Source organism: Rhizobium sp. KNZ14-9A (assembly GCF_056755015.1).
The window spans coordinates 1,212,217-1,226,984 of record NZ_JBPGXB010000002.1; the positions used below are offsets into that span (position 1 = coordinate 1,212,217).

The window sequence follows — 14,768 nt, forward strand, 5'->3', positions numbered from 1 at the left end:
GCTTCAGATACGGCGGGGGTCAGGTCGCCAGCTTCCATGCGGCCTGAGGATCAGCAGCAAGCTTACGAATGATCGGCGCCCCGATCTTTGCGACCCCCGTGCCGCCCGTATTGCAGAGGTGCCGCAGGATCAGCAGGTTATCGAGCCGGATGTTCGTCATCGTCAGCCCGGTCGGAAGCCAGAGTTTCGAGCCGCAGATGAGCGAGCGGTTGCGCCCGCCAATGTAGTTACCCGTCGTCCAGCCGCCGCTGGTGGCCGTCACCGTGTTGCCGATCTGGACGGGGCCGCGGATGGAGCTGTCGAGGTAGTCCCAGCCCGCCCAGTCGTTCAGCTCGACCGGGATCTGGATTTCGAGCCAGTCGCCGGCGACGAGGCCGAGCGTTGCCAGGCTGAGATTGGCGGGCAGGCCGTAGGTCACGGTATGGACGGCGAGCGCGTCGTTGACGGGCGTGATCGTGATCACTTGTTTCTCGTTTCCGGCCGCCACCACTTCCTTGCTGCCGACATAGGTCGAGGTGCCGGTTCCGCGAACCAGGCGCATGCCGGTGGCGACATCGCCGGTGACGTTTGTCTTGGTGCCGGTGATCCCCGGCGTGCCCTTGGGCGGGAAGATGTTATAGGCGGCGAGCGGGTCGAGCGAGCGCGTTTCCCCGGCCGAAACCATGCCCTGCAGGATCGGCAGGAGGATGTCTGATCGTTTTGCCATCAGGTCGGGCTTGGGGTGAAGTCCATCGACAAACATGGCAGGCGAGATGCCGGAGGCGGGGCCATCGAGCGCAAGCGTGTTGCAGAGCATGACGCCTTCGCGGCCCGCCTGCGCCATGATCCACGCATTGACGCCGTCAAGGATGCCGGGCCATGCCGGATCGTCGGTGCCGGGCTGATCGTCGAGCGTGTTGGTCCAGCTCAGTGTCTGCAGGATGACGTAAATGCCGGCATCGACGATGCGCTGCACCTGGGTGTCGAGGTCCGCAACGATCTGCGCAAGCGTCCTGCTTCGGACGATATCGTTATAGCCGATGTCGATATAGACGATGTCCGGCTTCTGGCCGAGAGCGTAGGCGGTGCGGGCCAGCGTGCCGGGGAATTGCGCTTCCAGGCCGGGAACCGGGAAAAGGCAATCGCCTGATTTTCCGCCCATGGCGCCCGAGAAGGCCGCAAAGGAACTCGGCGTGAAGAACGGATGGTTGAGTTCGGCGAAAATGTCGAGGTTGAAGCGGCCATCGGCTGCCTTGATCCATGAGAGGACGGTGCGGCCATTCTCATAGAAACCGGTATGGCCATTCGTCGCCGTCTGTCCTGCGGTATAGGTCTGCGCGGCACCGAGGCCGATGAAGCTGTGGCCGAGGCCCATGATCTTTGCGCCTGTCGCCAGAGGCAGGGCGGGAAGCGGCACCACGATATCTGCGCCCTTCACGGGAACGACCGGCGCGTTGCCGTAGAGGCTGCGCCCGTCTGATATCCTGACGGCGCCGAGCACGGGCAGGTCGTTATAAACAGTCGCGCCATCGCTGATGATATCGATGCCGAGGACGGGCTTGTTATCGGTAAACAGCGTGGAACTGCCCACATCGCGGATGCCGATGACAGGGCGGTTGTTGAACATGCGCGTGCCGTCGGAAACGATGACGACGCCCTGGACGCGCTGCATATTATAGAGTTTCGCCATTGGCGCCTTGCCTTCGCTCGGAGAGAAAAAGAGCGGCCGAGGCCGCTACGGCATCGGCCCGAAAATCGGATTCGATTTTCGGAAGCCTGATGCGTCGAATGAAAGAGCTGGAGCGTCCCTTGTGCGTCCGGGTGGGCGCGCGGCGCTCCAGAGGTGGCCTGTCGATCAGCTTGTGTCAGTCGCCAGGCTGGGAGGAGTTCTGGATTTCCGGCGCCACCCAGTCCGGGGCGGGGCCGCCAAGGGCTTCCTGCACGCCGTTGCCGATTGGCTCGGGAGGCGTGGCGGGCTTGGCTGGCTTTGCGGCCGGCTTTTTCTCGGCCGGCTCCGCTTCCGCCCTGGCGCCGGATCGGGCAAGCCGCACCCATTTCGGGCGGCGCTTTTCGTCCTTCCAGAGCGCGTCCGGCAGGGCGAAGCGCTCGCCGGGTTCGCGTCTGGCGCCGCCGAAATAGCCGCGCTCGATGGCGATCACATCAACCATGCGAGGGAACCCCAGCGGTGAAGCCGGCGGTGATCTTGCCCGTGGTCGGCGCAGTACCCGTCACCGTGTAGAGCAGGCGCAGGAAGAGTTCATCCGTGCCGCGCGGAATATGGCTCGGCGGGATGATCTTGCCGGCCTTGAGGTCGGCCAGCGTGAGCGTGGTTGATATGACCGCCTTCGGCGAGGGGAAGGCCTCGTTGTCGTCGGTCTGGATGGTGACGGCGAGTGACGTCAGGTTGTTGAAGCTTTCCACCACCTGCATCAGGAAGGGGATCGGTTCGCCCTTACCGATATCGCGGGTCAGACCCGTCCTGATCGGGCCGAGATTGATGACATTGGTGCTGGGGCCGGTTGCGGTGATCGCCTGTGCGTCCGAAAGCAGCGTCTGCCGGTCGAAAATCATGGGATGTGCCTTTCGTTAAGGGAGGGGCGCCCGCCGCCTGATAACGGCGGGCTGATGCAGACGATCAGGCGAGCGCCGGAACGGCGGCTTCGGTGTTGAGGATGGCGTCCGTCTCGCGGATCGGGATGCCGCGATAGAACTTCACTTCCTGGCCCTCGACGAACTGCGTGGTCAGGTGGACCGTGTTCTGCCGGTCGGAGGTCAGCGCCCGGTCGGTGGACTGGACGTCGAGCACTTCGAGCACATCCTTGTTCATGTAGATGGCGATGCGGCTCGCCTTGGCGTTCAGCCGGCGGGACTGCAGGCGGTAGTAGCCCTTGCGCATCAGCGCCCAGAGATCGACGGTGCCTGATATCATGTCGGAGACGTCGATATTGGCGACGCGGGCATTGTAGCGCCAGTCCTTCACGGCTGCGCCCAGATGCCAGGTGTAGAGCGTTTCCTTGGCATAGTAGGGGTCGCCATTGGCATCCAGCACGCGCTGTTCGCCCTTGTCGTCGATCTTCACGCCGGCCTTCGTGCCCTTGGGGTAGAGCAGGTGGGTGGCGTGGTCGCCCCAGGTGACGAACCAGATGGAGGTGTTGTCGGCCCCGGTGCCGCCGCCATGCACCACTTGGCTGGCGATATTCGGCTGCGCCGGGTTCGGCAGGTTGGGGTTATAGGCGGAGTAGCGGGCGGAAAGTCCCTTGAACTTCTCCGGGGTCGTTGCCGTATCGTGATAGAAGAGGCCGGAGGCCATTTCCTGGCTCAGGGACTCGATGAAGGGCATGGTGTCGACGAGACGGGCTTTCGCCTTGTCCGGTGCGAGATCGAGCAGGCGCATGTCGATTTCGGAGCGGGCATGCACGAAGCCGGTCGTATCGTCCACCTGCTGCATGGTGGCTTTCGACTGCTTGATGCCCTGGTAGAGCCGGCCCCAGGAAACAGAGGGCAGGCCGGTGCGCACCATATGGCGGTGCACGGCATCCATGTTGCATTCGACGGCCATCGCGTCGTCGAGGATCGGGTTCTGCTGGGAGAGAAGCTCGATGACGGCGCCTTCGGCAGAGCCTTTGAATGCGTCAACAAGTGTCGGGTAGTAGCTGCCAATGGTGGCCATGTTTTATCAGCCCTTCGGTGCGTCTTTGGGAAACATCAGGTGCGCGGTTTCGGCCTTCCGGCCGTGTCCGCCCGCGCCGCCATTCGGTGGGTTGTCCTCCTGGATCATCGATCCGACCTTTGCGAAAATTCTGATCATTTCGGGGTGGTTGCCGCCGCCGCTGGTGTTGAGATATTCGCGCAGCGCCGGGGTGCCCAAGCGGGAAAGCGCGCGTTGTGCCGAACCGACGGTGCCGCCCCATTTCGCCCCGCCGATCTCGCGGTCTTTCCGCGCCTCGTCGGCCCAGCCCTGAACGCGGCCGGCCCAGGCTTCGGATGCGGCCTTGCCGCGCCGGCCCTGGATCTCGATGAAGCGGTCGGCCAGTTGCTGCGCCTGCCGGTTTGTGAGGCCGAGATTGTGGAAGTCAGGGCCGAGCGCATCGATCAGCTCCTGATCCACCTCGATGCCTTCGGGCATGGTCAGCGTGTAGCGGCCATCGTCGGGCACGCGGTCGGCAGGGTCGTCGCCGCTATCATCGGGCTTGCCGGCGTCGCGGTCTTCGGTTTCGGCGTGGTCATCGCCACCGGTGTCACCATCCGGTGATGGCATATCATCGGGAAAGAGAATGGTTTCCGGTGCAGCACCTTCACTGCTGCCGCTGCCACCGCCGCCGCTATTTGGGCCTTCGGCGCTCATCGCGATTTCCGGCCTGCCGATCTTAAGCATCGCTGTCATGGTCTTCGCCTTCCTCACTTGCGGCGCGGCTTGCCGCCGCTGCCTTGTCATTTGCCTTGAGATCCGCGATCGCCAGCAGCAGGCGCGGGTAGAGTGTCGGGTCGATGCGGTCGAGCTCGGCGATCAGCCGCCGACCGGCGCCCTGCTTGCCCAGCGTGTAATGCGTGGCGTTGACGAGTTCCCCCGCGTAAGCCTCCTGGTAGATCGCGCACTGTTCCAGCATCCAGAACAGCACGCGCTTGCCGGATGCGGTGGCGAAGACCTCGCGGAACGCCGCGGTGATCTCATCCCGCTCGACGTTGTGGGGCAGAGACGGTTGATCCTTAAAATGATCCATCAGGCGAGACCCAGCTGGCGCAGAAGCGCTGATCCATTCGGGTTGTCATTGGCATCGGCCAGTACCTGTGCGGCCTTGGCGCCCTGATTGAGGGCAGGCGCCACCTGCGAGGCCATCTGCGCGGTCTGAGCCGCCTGCATCTGCTGGGCCCGCTGCGCGCGGATATCCTCCACCTTGTCATCGGCGAGGATCATCGAGGGCGGGGCGCCGATCGCATCGAAATAGAGGTCGATCGCCTCGTCGACATCGAGCTTGTCGAGCGCTTCCGGCTTGACCGCCGAGACCTGGCCCATGAAGGCGACGCCGCGTTCGATCGCACCTGTCGCAACCGCCTGCTGCGCCTGGGCGAGCGTCGAAATATATTCCACCTTCAGCTCCGTGCCCTGCAGCTCCGGCGGGGGCGGGGCAGCTCGTCGCGGGCGGCGAGGATGTCGAAAGTGCGGTCGATCGTCGGCCCCAGCTGGTCGCCGAAGACGTTTTCCAGCACCGGGCCGAGCTGCAGGAGCTGCTCTTCCTTGCGCTGGGTCAGCTCGAACTGGTTGCGCGGCTGCACACCTTCCATATTGGTGATCGCGAAGAAGAGATCGGCAAAGAAGGTCTTCTCGATGCGGTTCTGCACTTCCTGGATATCTTCGCGCAGCTCCATCAGGCTGAGATTGACCTCCATCGCCGGGCGGAAACCCTTGCCGGTCGGATCGTCCACATAGCTGACCGCACCCGGCAGCAGCGAGGCCGGGCTGTTCTGCATGGAGGTCGGCGCGTTCATCGGCGGGCGCACCTTCTTGTCGATGCCCTCGAGCTTTCGCGTCTGTTCCAGCTGCAGCATTCTGATGTCGCCGAGCGCCTTCTGGCCGGGCGACAGCGCGTAATGATCGTCCTCGGAGAGCTCCCAGGCGGGCGCGATGATGGGATTGCTGTCGAAGCCGCTTTCTTCCAGCAATTCGCTGCCGATTTCGTCGATCCAGTAATTGGAGAGAAAGGGCTTGTTGCGCTTGTCGATCAGCTTGGGGTCGCGGTCGTAGCGTGGTTCGATGGCGTGATAGACATCGAAGCACTCGCCATATTTGGAGCTGTCGTAGAGGCTCTGCAGCCGCTCCGGCACATTGTCGTAACCGAAGCGCTCGATGATGCGCTGCACGCTCCAGCGGAAGGTGCGGTAGAGCGTGGTCGCCTTGCCCTTGTGATCCCTCGCGATCCAGAAGCGGCCATGCACCAGCTGCTGCACGCGGATGACCGTCTCCTCATCTTCCACGAGGATCGCCACCGACTGGCCGAACTGGCCGAGATCGCCGTAGCCGATATGGAAGGCGCGGTAGAGATTGGAGGCGGCAAAGACCTCGCGCATCTTGTCCTGCACGGCGGCGAGATAGACTTTGACGGAATCCCGCTTCTTCAGATCGGGATCGAAGGTCGTCAGCCGAAACCAGGGTCGCGCCGGCGAGGTGAGCCCGGAATGCATGCCCGATTTCAGCGTCTCATAGGCATGGGTGCCGGTGCTGTCGATGATCTTGTCACGCGAGCGCGGGCCTTCCCGGCCGGAATGGAGCCTGAGCCGCGTCGGCTCGATATGCTCTGCCAGTGCCCGCCACTCGGCCTCCCATGGCTGGCGAACCTCCTTCAGCTCATTCAGCCGGCGGCGGTGATAGGCTGTCTGCGTTTCGTTATCGCGACGATGATTTTCCATTGATGCTATCCGCCCTTATTGCCCGAGCAGCGTCTTCTTGAGCGCATTGCCGGACAGCACCGGCGACTGCGTATCGGCAAGCGGCGGCGCGCCCGAGGGCGAGGTGAGGATGGTAGAAGGGGCACCCTTCACCTTTTCGGAGGCGCGGCGTGCGGCAGCGGACTGGGCCGCGGCATAATCAGGCGTCTTCTGCTGGGCGTATTCGGGTGGCGCCTGCGGCGGCTCTGCTTTCGGCGGCGAGGAGAACATGCACATGGGGTCATCCGATCGTGAGGGGTGAGCGGTTGAGCCGGGCGGAGGAGGGGTGGCCCATCCAGCCGGTTCGGCATCGATGGAGGCAGCGTTACGGGTGAAAGGTTGTGGGGGTGTCACACGGCACAAGGCCGGGACTGTCATGGATTCCGCGCGTGAGGCCATGATTGTGAAACGGCACCAATCGAGCCCTGGCGGGCTCCGCGGTATGCCATTGGAAATAGAAAGATGACGGTGATGTCCGAAGAGGTCTGATCGGCAGTTCCCCCCGCGATGACCACGGTTTCTTGCCACGATCTTGATAGTTCCGCCGCAGATGGTTGGCCGCAACCATACTCGTCGGGCTTAAAATATGATCCAGAATGAATTGATCACTGCAGCGGCAAAAGGCGAGATTTCCGCCACTCCTCGTCGGTACTCAGCGCCCGAAATTGCTGATGAACCACGGCGGTTCCGATTTCTCCTGCTCTGGAGAATACTAACTTTCGTTCTGCGAGCCCGTTGGAAGCGCGGCGTTCTGTTCTGGTTTCGCTTTGCCGCCCATCCGATCCTGACTATCAGCTGGTGGCGCTTCCTCGCGGGTTTTGCCGCAGCACGAGGGTTTCCGGCCCCGCATGACGCGTTGCTGCAGAAGCCATTGTCGAAATTCCTGGTTTACGGAATGCGCAATTCCGAGCGGCTTGCACGTCTCGTCGACCATTTCCTTGTTGCGGAAAAGATCCTGGCCAGGGAAACCATGATGAGGCTGTGGCAGGGGGAACGGCTGGACATGGGCGTCGTGAACGGCCGCAATGAGGCCTATACGTGCCGTATCGCACTGGCCGATCTTTGTGGCGGACGTCACGAGGGTGCCTTCGCCATCGAGCTTGTCCGTACACGCGACAAGGCTCTCCTGTGCACAGGCAGGTTCACATTCCTTCGCCAGGGCTCTGAGGGCGGCTACACCTTTGTCATCGGCAGCATGCAGGGGCCTCGCAATGGAAAGCGGCTGATCGTCGAGGCGACCCGCGATCTCCTGGGAGTTCGCCCGAAGGAGGCGATCCTGATCGTCCTGCAGGGGCTGACCGTCGAAGGTGGCGTGCCGCATTTTCTGGCCGTCTCGCGGGCCAGGCAGCCGATCCAGTACCGCCGCCGCAAACGGCGCTCCATGATGCTGTCGGCGATCGATGCGTTCTGGGCCGAGCGCTCTGCCGACCCTGAAGAGATCTACGGGTTCAGGGTGCCTAATTCCGCAACCGGCGGAACGGACAGGCGTAGCCGAAGCAAATTGCGTTTCCACACGGTCGGCGAACTGTTCCATTGAGGATGCCCCGCCTGGGGTCGCGGTGATGCCCGGCAATGGCAAGTTTGCCGGCCATGATCTCGGGCCGGGGAGATCTTGCAGGAAGGCTGTCAGCGACCATTCCAGATGGCGGTAATGTCGGGTCTTTGCGCGTTATGCCGGACGCAGGTGGATTGCGACCATCGCGCCACCGCCTTCCCGGTTGGCGAATTCAAGATGTCCGCCATGGGCAACCGCGATGGCCTGCACCACCGATAGTCCCAGTCCTGTGCCGCCCGTTGCACGAGACCGCGAGGGATCACCTCGCCAGAAGGGGTTCGTGGCCACAGCATCCATGCCTTGCGGAAATCCGGGGCCCCGATCCAGAAAGCGGATCACGACGCTCTCATCTGGCAATCGCTCCGTTTCGCACCGCAGCCAATTGCCGTCTGCCGCATAGCGGCAGGCGTTTTCCAGAAGTGCCAACACGGCCTGGCGAATACGCGGCGAGTCCACCGATATAAAGGCGGGTTGCAGACCGGTTTCGAGCTTCAGCGTGCTGGTCTCCAGCATGGGTTTGGCCGATGTCAGCACCGCTTCTACCACCTGCGACACGTCGGTCCGTGCACGCTCCATCACGAGTTTCTGGCCGATCGCCAGCGACAGGGTGCGCAGATCTTCGACAATTCTTCCGAGACCTTCCACCTGAACCAGGAGATCGGAGATCATCTTCCGATCCATCGGAAAAACGCCATCGAGCATGCCCTGCAGCGAACCCCGCAGGATCGTCAGCGGCGTGCGCAATTCGTGGGCGACGGCCATGTTGTTGAAGCGCAGCCTTTTTTCCATGCTGTCGAGGCTGGTTGCGAGCGCATTGAAGGTATCCATGAGACTGGAGACCTCTCGGGTGGTGTGGCGCGAGGCAGCGACGCTCACTGAGAAGTCGCCGGATTTCAGGCCTTCGGCAGCAGATGTGAGTTCTGCGAGAGGCCTTGCGATCTGTCGCGCCAGAAATATCCCGATAATGGCGCAGACAAGGGCCGAAAGCAGGCCGCAGGTCAGAATCAGGATCTGGAGCTGGAAATCTGTCTGTTCTTCCTGCAGCCCATTGAGGTTAGCGAGGAGGAGCTTGAGCAAATCCTGGTCGGGGACGACGCCATTGTCCAGATCGCGATAAGCAGCCGCGGCTCTCGGTGGCAGGTTTTCAATGATGCTTTCCTCGAGATAGGTGGAATACCAGATGGCCCCGAGATAGGTCATGCCGACGCTGAGAAGCAGCATTACTCCGATGATGGCAGCGGTGACCGTCGCAAGCGGCAGCGAGGGGAGCCTGAATATCTTCATCTCGGATCCGAAAAACGATAGCCAATTCCCCTCACGGCAGGAAAGAAGCCGTTCTGCCCCAACTCTTCCAGTTTGCGCCGAAGGTTGGAAATATGCGTGTCGACGGTGCGCACCAGAGCGTCGCTTTCCGGCAGGCAGGCGTCGAGAATATCGGCACGCGCAAAAGCCTGGGTCGGACGGCGTATCATATAGGCGAGAATTCGAAATTCACTGAGCGTCAGCGATAGATGCGTGCGGCGCTCGTTGCTGGTGACAAACGCCGTGTAGCTGGCGAAATCGACTTCTATGGCCCCGAACCGCTTGATGACTTCGGCCTGTTCTCCCCGCGTCCGGCGCAAGACGGCTTTGACCCGGGCCACGACCTCCTGCGGGTTGAACGGTTTCATCACATAGTCATCGGCGCCAAGGCGCAGGCCGGTCAACCGATCGATGTCATCGGCAACAGCCGTCACCATGATCACCGGCGTCGATCCTGTCTGGCGCAGGCGCGCGAGCACGTCGAAACCGTCGAGTTTCGGAAGGCGCACGTCAAGCAGCACAAGATCCGGTTTCAGATGGGCATGATGTTGAAGCGCTATTTCGCCGTCGCCGGCGCGAACGGTACGGAACCCGTCACGCAACAAATAGGCTTCCAGTATCTGCGCGATTGCCGGTTCATCCTCAACGATCAGAACGAGACTGTTATCCACCCCAATGCCCTGTAGTTGTTCAATTGCCTTTGCCGGCTTTGCCGCCGGACGCCCACTATCACGGACAAGCGAGATTTCTGCAATTTGCAAGCGCGCTTTCAGCAGCCAGGCAACCTCTTCTCAACAGCGCCTTGATCCCTTCCTCGCCATTTCTTGACAATTCGAAATCAGCTTGCCGGCCGACTAGAGCGCCGCGCGTCCGTTCGGACGCACAAAGGACGCTCTAACCCTTTGATTTGACGCATCAGGCTTTCCGAAAATCGACTCCGATTTTCGGGCCGATGCTGTAGCCTTCGGAGATACCGGCTTGCGAAAATTTGTGTTCGATGAGTGGAATTCTGCCTCCAACGGCGTGCCCTTGCCGGCAACGCCATCCACGGCTGACCGGGCGCTTGCCGTCATCGGCACGTCGATCGTCTGGGTCAGTTTCGTTTTTGTTGTCTTTCCCAATCTCGATCTCATGGTCTCGCGCTGGTTTGTCAGCGGGGGGATCTTTGTTCTGGCCGACAATGCCTTCTTGCGGGAGGTAAGGAATATCAGCCGTCTTGCACAACCCTATCTTATCGGCTCGATGATCGTGCTGATCGCGCTGCAGACGCTCCTGCCGGGACGGATGCGGTTCTGTTCGCCCGAGAAGCCCTTGTTCGTGCTCCTGAGCTTTGCCGCAGGTCCGCTCCTCACGGTCCAGACGCTCAAGGTTCTCATCGGGCGTGTACGGCCTCACGAGCTTGTCGAGTTCGGGGGAACCATGGATTTTACGCCGGTGTGGCAGTTTTCCGCCGCGTGCAGCCGCAACTGCTCCTTCCCTTCCGGCGAGGCTTCCGCAGCTGCGGCATCACTGTCGCTGCTGGTTCTGGTGCCCGCCAGGTTCAGGTGGGCGGCCGCGATAGTGCTGTTGCCCTGCCTCCTGTTTGTGGCATTCAATCGCGTGATTTTTGGCGCTCATTTCCTTTCTGACGTCGTGCTGGGCTGGCTGCTGACGATGTTCGCCATGGCCTGGGTCTGGCGCTGGATGGATGCATATGCAGTTTCAAAGCTTTGGCGGTGAGGGGATTGATCTCTGCCGCAAGCAAATATCCCGCTATTTCAGCACCAGCTAACTCATGCTATCAATCCGTGCATCCCGCGAACATCCTTGGGGGAGACGCGCCATGAACAAACAGCAAATCGCAGCCCTCTTCGCCCATCTCGAACAGGGCGACGGCGCCGCTTTCTTCGCTAAGGTGGCCGAAGACGTCGACTGGACGGTCATGGGCACCCATCCGCTCGCCGGCCACTACCATTCCAAACAGGAATTCCTCGCCGGCACCTTCGCCAAGCTGCACAAGGTGCTGCCCGACGGCACGCAGCTTTCCACGGAGAATATCCTCATCGACGGAGACTGGGCGATCGTCGAACTCCGCTCCATGGCGACCGCCCGCGACGGCATGCGCTTCGACAACCGCTATTGCTGGCTCTGCCGCTTCTCGGGCGAGACGATCGTGGAAGTGCGCGCCTATCTCGACAGCTGGCTGGTCGGCGAGCTTTTCCGGCGCAACCCGATCGGTGCGAGGGGTTCGGCTGTCGTTTGAGGGCGAGGGCATTCCATCCGCCCCCTATGGAGCCACCTCCATCCGCCCCTTCATATTGGGATGATAGCGGCAGACATAATCTACCACCCCATTGCCCTTGACGACTGTCGACCCCGTCTTGCCTGCCGGGATCACCACGTCGAAACTCCCCCTGGATGTCGCCGTGTGATCCATCACATCCTTATTCCGCCAGAGGATCGTATCGCCCGGCCGCGCCTTGATCACCGCGGGCCTGAACTCGAGCTTTTCGATCGTGACCTCGATCGTGGCAGCGCTTGCGGCCGTCCAGCAAAGGGAAAGGCCGGCCGCAAGGCAGAGTCTCGGCAGGATTGCCATGGCCGTCATGACACTCATGACCGTCATTTCAGCATGGAGGCAACATGCTCGGCATGCTGCTCATGGCCTTCGAAGAGTTTTAGGCCAGTTTCGAGCAGGGTCTTCAGGTCCGGGTTCTGGGCTGCCGGGATCAGTCCTGTCTTCAGCGCCTCGTTGACCTGCTTGTGGTAGGCCACTTCATTATCGACATAGGCCTTGTCGAAGGCGGCACCCTTGAGCTTGGAGAGTTTCTGCCGCTCCTTTTCGGCCGCCGATGTCAGCGATTTGCTGGTATCATTGTCCTCGGGCGTCACCTTGAGCTTCTTGACGAGATCGAGCGCCTGCTTGTTGACGGCCTCGTGGTCGCGGATCATATCGTTGGCGAAGGCGACGACTTCCTTGTTTTTGGATTTCTCGACCGCCTGCTTGGCCGCCGCGATGTCGATGACGCCGGCCGTATAGGCAATATGGGCGATCTGCGGATCGGTGGGTGCTGCGCCGGCGGCAAAAGCCGCGGGGGCGGAGAGCGCGAAAGCCGAGAGCGCGGCGATAAGGTGTTTCTGCATCTGGTCCTCCATCCGGCTGATACCGCCGGTCAATGTTTCCTACGCAGAATTGGATGCCGGCATCGGGCAGACGTTCCCGAAAAGATTTTTCCGGATGTCGGGAACCTTTATCCTGCCCCGGCATCCAATGCGAAAAGGGGATGAGCCATGGCGCAGCAGGTGGAAAGAGCGGCAGCAGAGAGAAGCGACCCGGAGCTGGTGGCGATGGCGCTGGCACGCGATCCCGAGGGTTTCCGCGCCATCATGCGGCGCTATAACCGCCGGCTGTTCCGCATTGCCCGCGGCATCCTGCGCGATGATGCGATGGCGGAGGATGCCCTGCAGGATGCCTATCTCAAGGCCTTCCGCCACCTTGGTGATTTCCAGGGCGCCAGCGCCTTTTCCACCTGGCTCACGCGTATCGTAATGAACGAGGCGCTCGGCAGGCTTCGCAAAGCTAGCCGCACGCCCGAAGTGCCCGTTGATACCGCCCGGATGCAAAGCCGCATCCTCGATTTTCCTACCGGTTCGCCCATCGACAATCCCGAGACCACCATGGCGCAGCGACAGATCCTGAAACTCGTGGAAGAGGCGACCGACAGCCTGCCGGAAGAATTCCGCCTCGTCTTCATCGCCCGGGTGATCGAGGAGATGAGCGTCGAGGAAACCGCCGAACTGCTCTCCCTCAAGCCCGAAACCGTGCGCAGCCGGCTGCACCGGGCGCGGGCATTGCTCCGCCGCCAGCTCGACGAGCTGATCGGCCCGATCGCGCTCGATGCGTTTCCCTTTGCCGGCTGGAAATGCGACCGGCTGACCGAGCGGGTGATGGGCGAACTGATGGGAAAGTAACGGCTCTATTTGGGCTCCGGCTGCTGGATGACAGGCGGCGGCTTATCGCTCTTGCTGCCGCCGAACATCTGCACGCCCAATATGCCGACGACAGATGTGATCATCAGCGCCAGGATTAACATCATCAATAGTCTCATGGGCCTGCCTGATCCGGTGATTGTTGCCCGGATAACATCGGAGGGGCGGAGTTCGTTCCCGTTTGGGGCTTTGAGGGCGCCAGGTATTATGCCGTTTCAATCTGTGCGGTGGGGCCTGACAAACGCTCTTCGCCTCCGAACTTTCTGCGATCCGCCGCGTTCCGGATCAAAGGAGGCAATCAATGTCCCAACGGAAATTCAGGAAACTCACCCACCGCCTTCTCGGCCGGTTCGATGAGGTTCAGAATCTGCTCGACAAGATCGAAGGCAGCGCCATGAAGCTGCAGACGGCCTGTGACGAGGATGCTGAAGGCGAGGTCGTCACGCACCCTGCCGTGCATCTGCCGCAATGGCCGCGGCATGGGGCGGCTCCAGCCGCCCTGTAGCGCGCCTCAAACGCGGGCAGACTTGCCGGCAAACAGGTCCGCATGCGCGGCAAAAAGCGCGCTTAGCCTGTCGATCACCATGCGCACTTCCGGCCGCTGGCGCTCATCCTCATGCACGGTGATCCAGATGTCATAGGTCAGGCTGTCGATGACAGGCCCGGCGCGGACCAGACCGGGTTCGGCATCGCCCATGAAGCAGGGCAGCAGGCCGCGGCCGGCGCCGCCGCGGATGAGGTGGAGCAGCATCAGCGGCGTATTCGTCCAGCTGGTGATCCAGTGGTCGGGCTGCTCGAAGGTCCATTTGTCGGCAGGTGTCACCGCAATCTCCGTTCCGAGCGAGATCCAGTTGTGATTGGCGGCGCTGAAGGTGCTGGCCTGATAGGCTGCGTGGGCAACGGAGACGGAGCGGCGCGTGGCGAAATTGCCGCGCTCGGGTCGCCTCTGCATGATAGCGAGATGCGCCTCGCGATAGGTCAGGTCGAGGCCGGTATCGAGCGCCTTGTAACACATGCGGAACCTGTCTTCCGGCTGCCAGACGGCGGGCAGGTGGCCGGCGATGAACCATAACATCCAGGCATCCGCACCCGTCGAGACGATCGGCAGGGTCAGCACGTCGCCGCGCCAGTCGGCGATCGCCTCGGCTGCCTCCTTCATGACCAGGACGCGCTCGAGCAGTGTCTCGCCATCCTTGGCCAGCAGATAGCCGGTCGGGCCGCGCCGGAAGAGCGTGCGCCCGGTCGCCCGCTCCAGCGCCAGCATCCGCCTGCCGATGGTGGGCGCGCTGAGGCCGGTGCGGGCCGCAGCACCCGTCAGGCCGCCCGATGTCGCGACATGAAAGAAGAGCTGCAGGTCATCCCAGCTTGCCTCTTTCATCCGTGAAAACCCCCTTTTATCCGCGCGTCTACCTTTGCCGGGGCCGGCGCCTTAGCTCAGGTGGATCTGTCATAGATGGAGGCAGGATCATGCTTCTCAACTGGATCATGCTCGCAAACGCGATTCACAGGAAAAGCCGCCAGCAGAGACAAGACCCGCTCG

At 62.1% G+C, this 14,768-nt stretch carries 17 protein-coding genes and 1 pseudogene; 5 read left to right on the forward strand and 13 right to left on the reverse strand.

The annotated features are described in order from the left end of the window. Positions 1-19: 19 nt before the first annotated feature. From ACR9ZQ_RS12275 to ACR9ZQ_RS12310, 8 genes and pseudogenes are all read right to left on the reverse strand, one after another. Positions 20-1,669, reverse strand: coding sequence for an SGNH/GDSL hydrolase family protein (locus ACR9ZQ_RS12275; RefSeq protein WP_310386391.1), 1,650 nt, complete (start codon positions 1,667-1,669; stop codon positions 20-22). 175 nt (positions 1,670-1,844) lie between these two features. Next, positions 1,845-2,147: a hypothetical protein gene (locus tag ACR9ZQ_RS12280; RefSeq protein WP_310386389.1), complete on the reverse strand. Its 303-nt coding sequence runs from the start codon at positions 2,145-2,147 to the stop codon at positions 1,845-1,847. Then, complete coding sequence (locus tag ACR9ZQ_RS12285) at positions 2,140-2,550, reverse strand: Bbp16 family capsid cement protein (RefSeq protein WP_310386387.1); 411 nt, start codon at positions 2,548-2,550, stop codon at positions 2,140-2,142. Before ACR9ZQ_RS12285 ends, ACR9ZQ_RS12280 begins: the two co-directional genes overlap by 8 nt. Before the next feature lie 64 nt (positions 2,551-2,614). Beyond that, a complete protein-coding gene (locus ACR9ZQ_RS12290) occupies positions 2,615-3,649 on the reverse strand; it encodes a major capsid protein (RefSeq protein ID WP_310386386.1) in 1,035 nt (344 codons plus the stop codon). Positions 3,650-3,655: 6 nt separating this feature from the next. Beyond that, complete coding sequence (locus ACR9ZQ_RS12295) at positions 3,656-4,363, reverse strand: hypothetical protein (protein WP_310386383.1); 708 nt, start codon at positions 4,361-4,363, stop codon at positions 3,656-3,658. Then, positions 4,347-4,700 carry a hypothetical protein gene (locus ACR9ZQ_RS12300; protein WP_113324666.1) on the reverse strand — a complete coding sequence of 118 codons (354 nt, stop codon included), beginning with the start codon at positions 4,698-4,700 and terminating at the stop codon, positions 4,347-4,349. The genes ACR9ZQ_RS12295 and ACR9ZQ_RS12300 overlap by 17 nt, the downstream gene beginning before the upstream one ends. Continuing rightward, positions 4,700-6,384 (reverse strand): annotated as a pseudogene (locus tag ACR9ZQ_RS12305) (portal protein). Before ACR9ZQ_RS12305 ends, ACR9ZQ_RS12300 begins: the two are co-directional and overlap by 1 nt. A 15-nt stretch (positions 6,385-6,399) precedes the next feature. Further along, entirely contained in the window at positions 6,400-6,639 is a 240-nt protein-coding gene (locus ACR9ZQ_RS12310; protein ID WP_037107399.1) for a hypothetical protein, read from the reverse strand. A 349-nt stretch (positions 6,640-6,988) separates the two neighbouring features. Between ACR9ZQ_RS12310 and ACR9ZQ_RS12315 the strand changes: the two genes are divergently transcribed. Further along, the gene (locus ACR9ZQ_RS12315; protein WP_481427918.1) at positions 6,989-7,939 is read left to right on the forward strand and encodes a DUF535 family protein; all 951 of its coding nucleotides are present in this window, start codon (positions 6,989-6,991) and stop codon (positions 7,937-7,939) included. A 132-nt stretch (positions 7,940-8,071) separates the two neighbouring features. On the opposite strand, the gene ACR9ZQ_RS12320 is transcribed toward ACR9ZQ_RS12315, so the two are convergent. Then, a complete protein-coding gene (locus ACR9ZQ_RS12320) occupies positions 8,072-9,241 on the reverse strand; it encodes an ATP-binding protein (RefSeq protein WP_481427919.1) in 1,170 nt (389 codons plus the stop codon). Continuing rightward, positions 9,238-9,930 carry a response regulator gene (locus ACR9ZQ_RS12325; RefSeq protein ID WP_481429302.1) on the reverse strand — a complete coding sequence of 231 codons (693 nt, stop codon included), beginning with the start codon at positions 9,928-9,930 and terminating at the stop codon, positions 9,238-9,240. Before ACR9ZQ_RS12325 ends, ACR9ZQ_RS12320 begins: the two co-directional genes overlap by 4 nt. Positions 9,931-10,237: 307 nt before the next feature. Between ACR9ZQ_RS12325 and ACR9ZQ_RS12330 the strand changes: the two genes are divergently transcribed. Next, positions 10,238-10,978, forward strand: coding sequence for a phosphatase PAP2 family protein (locus ACR9ZQ_RS12330; RefSeq protein ID WP_481427920.1), 741 nt, complete (start codon positions 10,238-10,240; stop codon positions 10,976-10,978). Between the two features lie 103 nt (positions 10,979-11,081). After that, the gene (locus ACR9ZQ_RS12335; RefSeq protein ID WP_477924060.1) at positions 11,082-11,501 is read left to right on the forward strand and encodes a nuclear transport factor 2 family protein; all 420 of its coding nucleotides are present in this window, start codon (positions 11,082-11,084) and stop codon (positions 11,499-11,501) included. A 24-nt stretch (positions 11,502-11,525) separates the two neighbouring features. Here ACR9ZQ_RS12335 and ACR9ZQ_RS12340 read toward each other — a convergent pair whose 3' ends face one another. Together ACR9ZQ_RS12340 and ACR9ZQ_RS12345 are read right to left on the reverse strand one after the other, a co-directional pair. Further along, entirely contained in the window at positions 11,526-11,846 is a 321-nt protein-coding gene (locus ACR9ZQ_RS12340) for a cupredoxin domain-containing protein (protein ID WP_481429303.1), read from the reverse strand. Between the two features lie 14 nt (positions 11,847-11,860). Next, positions 11,861-12,382 (reverse strand): DUF4142 domain-containing protein, encoded by a 522-nt coding sequence (locus ACR9ZQ_RS12345; RefSeq protein ID WP_477924063.1) that lies wholly within the window; start codon positions 12,380-12,382, stop codon positions 11,861-11,863. Between the two features lie 147 nt (positions 12,383-12,529). Here ACR9ZQ_RS12345 and ACR9ZQ_RS12350 point away from each other — a divergent pair, with 147 nt between their 5' ends. After that, positions 12,530-13,210 carry an RNA polymerase sigma factor gene (locus ACR9ZQ_RS12350; protein WP_481427921.1) on the forward strand — a complete coding sequence of 227 codons (681 nt, stop codon included), beginning with the start codon at positions 12,530-12,532 and terminating at the stop codon, positions 13,208-13,210. Between the two features lie 319 nt (positions 13,211-13,529). After that, positions 13,530-13,733: a hypothetical protein gene (locus tag ACR9ZQ_RS12355; protein ID WP_439015540.1), complete on the forward strand. Its 204-nt coding sequence runs from the start codon at positions 13,530-13,532 to the stop codon at positions 13,731-13,733. A gap of 6 nt (positions 13,734-13,739) precedes the next feature. Here ACR9ZQ_RS12355 and ACR9ZQ_RS12360 read toward each other — a convergent pair whose 3' ends face one another. Next, the gene (locus ACR9ZQ_RS12360; RefSeq protein ID WP_481427922.1) at positions 13,740-14,606 is read right to left on the reverse strand and encodes a LysR family transcriptional regulator; all 867 of its coding nucleotides are present in this window, start codon (positions 14,604-14,606) and stop codon (positions 13,740-13,742) included. Positions 14,607-14,768: the final 162 nt, after the last annotated feature.